Consider the following 2,809-nt stretch of genomic DNA (forward strand, 5'->3'; position numbering starts at 1 on the left):
TGCGTGTCGATCATCCTCAGATCGCGCGAAAGCGCCGTCTTCATCCAGCGCCTGCGGTGGATCATCATGGCCGAGGTGAGGCTTTTGCGCTGGATCAGCCCGAAGCGCCCGCTGACAAGGCCGTCAAAGACGAGCCAGCAGAGAAGAAAAAAACAGAGTGCGAGAATATCGATGCCCGTCATGAAATCCGGCCTTCGGTCGATGCGTTTTTCCGGCGCGCGCAAGGGCTTGGCGAGAGGCCTCGGACGCGACAACCTTGTTGTGTCGGCAGCGCGGGGGCTTTGCAAGCGGCGATTTTCGAAAATTCTCCGCATCCCCCATTGCAGTTTGTGTGACAGTTTAATAAAGCGATAACCATCGGTGCGCATCCTCCCAATAGGCGCACTGGGGTCAAGACAATCGGAGCTATTATGGAAGACACCGCGCACAAGTCATGCTGGGGTGTAACCCTGCGGGCTGTTATCGGTTTTGGTGCTGTTCTCGGACTTGCGTATCTCGTCATCGCTGTTTGAGCGGCCTTTGAACTTTCCGTAAAAAACGACGGCGTTCCTCCTGGAGGTCGCCGTCGTTTTCGTTTGCGGCCCGGTTTTTCTCTTCCACATTGATTTCTGCCGCGATCAGGTGCGACGATGTCGGTGTGGCGCGCGCCTTCCCGCCGCCCGTGCTGCCAGATGACAGCAAAGAACGCAGCATTTTTGGCAATGGAGAGACCGGAATGTTTCTATCGGTTTTCGAGGTGTTCAAGATCGGCATCGGGCCGTCGAGCTCGCACACGATGGGGCCGATGTCGGCCGCCAACCGCTTTCTTGCTCTCCTGGCCTCCAGCGACTGGCCGCGCCCGGCGGGCGCTGTTGTCTCGCATCTTCGCGTCAGCCTGCATGGGTCGCTCGCCTTCACCGGCGTCGGCCACGCCACCGATCGCGCCGTCATCCTCGGCCTTGCCGGCGAACGGCCGGAGACGGTGGACCCGGACAGGATGGACGCGATCATCGCCGATATCCGGCAGAAGGGCGCCGTCAATCCGCCGGGCCACCCGTCCTACGTCTTCAATTGCGAGGAAGATGTGATCTTCAACCGCAAGGAGCCGTTGCCGGGCCACGCAAACGGCATGACCTTCCATGCGCTCAATGCCGACGGCGCGATCCTCTTGCGCCAGATCTATTATTCCGTCGGCGGCGGCTTCGTGCTGACCGATACGGAGCTGACCGCCTGGAAGGATGAGAAGGACTTTCCTGCGGGCGAGAGCGACAAGGAGAAAATCCCCTTTCCCTTCTGCTCCGCCGCCGAAATGCTGGAGATGGCGAAACGCTCCGGGCTGACGATTGCCGCGATGAAGCGCGCCAACGAGGAAGCGCGGATGTCGCGGGGCGACCTCGATGCCGGTCTCGACGCGCTGTGGGATGCGATGGATGGCTGCATCGACCGCGGATTGAGCGGCGAGGGCGTGCTGCCGGGCGGGCTGAACGTGCGCCGCCGCGCCGGCCAGCTCTATGACAAGCTGTCGAAGGCGAAGCTTTCCAACCAGTTCGATCCGTTGATGGCCAATGACTGGCTTTCCATGTTCGCCATGGCCGTCAACGAGGAGAATGCGGCGGGCGGACGCGTGGTCACCGCGCCGACCAACGGCGCGGCCGGCGTCGTGCCGGCGACGCTGCGCTATTTCCGCGAGTTCCAGAACACGGGCGGGAAGGAGGCGACGCGCGACTTCCTGCTGACGGCGGCGGCCATCGGCGGCATCATCAAGACCAATGCGTCCATTTCCGGGGCCGAGGTCGGCTGTCAGGGCGAAGTGGGCTCGGCCTCGGCCATGGCGGCGGCAGGGCTTGCCGCGGTCATGGGCGGCACGCCGGAACAGGTGGAAAACGCCGCCGAGATCGCCCTCGAACACCACCTCGGCATGACCTGCGATCCGATCGCCGGTCTCGTGCAGGTGCCCTGTATCGAGCGCAATGCGCTGGGCGCGGTGAAGGCGGTGACGGCCGCTTCGCTGGCGCTCAAGGGCGACGGGAGCCATTTCGTGCCGCTCGACAACTGCATCGAGACCATGCGCCAGACCGGCAACGACATGCACGAGAAATACAAGGAGACCTCCACCGGCGGGCTTGCCGTCAATGTGGTGGATTGCTGATTTTTTCACGCCGTCAAAACCTTGACGATACCCCTCCGGCGCGCTTCATAAGGGGAATGAGCCTTCATATCCTGAAACTATGCGTCGGCGCGACCGGCATTGACGATCTGCGCGGCTGGGTGTCGGAGCGGTCCATGGCGGCGATCGCCGCGGGCCTGGAGCCGCACACCGTCCACACGACGCGGATGACGCCGAAGCGGCGTGACGAAATCCTGGACGGCGGGTCGCTCTACTGGGTCATCAACGGCCAGATCCGCGCCCGCCAGGCCCTGCTCGACATCACCAACCACACGGACGGGCAGGGGATCCAGCGCTGCGACCTCGTGCTTGCCCCGCAGGTGGTCGATACCGTGCCCGTGCCGCGCAAGCCGTTCCAGGGCTGGCGTTACCTGAAGGCGGAAGACGCCCCGCGCGACCTCGATTTCGGCGAGGGCGGCGAGGACATGCCGGAGGAGCTCCGGGCGGAGCTCGCCGAGTTGGGGCTTCTCTAGCGCATCGGCCCGAAAATCGGGTCTGATTTTCGGAAAGCACGGCGCTCTAGGACGGCAATAGACAGCCGGGTTGCGGAGTCCGCCTTCAGACTGCTGACAGACCTCCCACCCGATCCGGGTCATCCTCGGGCTTGACCCGAGGATTCAGGCCACCCGATAAAAGGTTGAAGAAGACTATTGAGATCAATGC

Annotated in this window: 3 protein-coding genes and 1 pseudogene; 2 read left to right on the forward strand and 2 right to left on the reverse strand. The window is 63.2% G+C overall.

Annotation, left to right across the window (positions count from 1 at the left end):
- Positions 1-182, reverse strand: a pseudogene (locus AC5DC2_RS22370) (DUF599 domain-containing protein); the annotation flags it as partial.
- 316 nt (positions 183-498) lie between these two features.
- Positions 499-744 carry a hypothetical protein gene (locus tag AC5DC2_RS22375; protein ID WP_152534492.1) on the reverse strand — a complete coding sequence of 82 codons (246 nt, stop codon included), beginning with the start codon at positions 742-744 and terminating at the stop codon, positions 499-501.
- On the opposite strand from AC5DC2_RS22375, the gene AC5DC2_RS22380 reads away from it, so the two are divergent.
- A complete protein-coding gene (locus tag AC5DC2_RS22380; protein ID WP_491700082.1) occupies positions 716-2,128 on the forward strand; it encodes an L-serine ammonia-lyase in 1,413 nt (470 codons plus the stop codon). The two genes, AC5DC2_RS22375 and AC5DC2_RS22380, sit on opposite strands and share 29 nt — an antisense overlap.
- A 56-nt stretch (positions 2,129-2,184) precedes the next feature.
- Entirely contained in the window at positions 2,185-2,619 is a 435-nt protein-coding gene (locus AC5DC2_RS22385; protein WP_200333965.1) for a DUF1489 family protein, read from the forward strand.
- Positions 2,620-2,809 lie beyond the last annotated feature (190 nt).

Source organism: Martelella sp. (assembly GCF_984369615.1).

Coding starts and splice junctions, on each gene's coding strand:
- AC5DC2_RS22385 (WP_200333965.1), top strand. CDS start 2,185: ATGAGCCTTCATATCCTGAAACTATGCGTCGGCGCGACCGGCATTGAC.
- AC5DC2_RS22380 (WP_491700082.1), top strand. CDS start 716: ATGTTTCTATCGGTTTTCGAGGTGTTCAAGATCGGCATCGGGCCGTCG.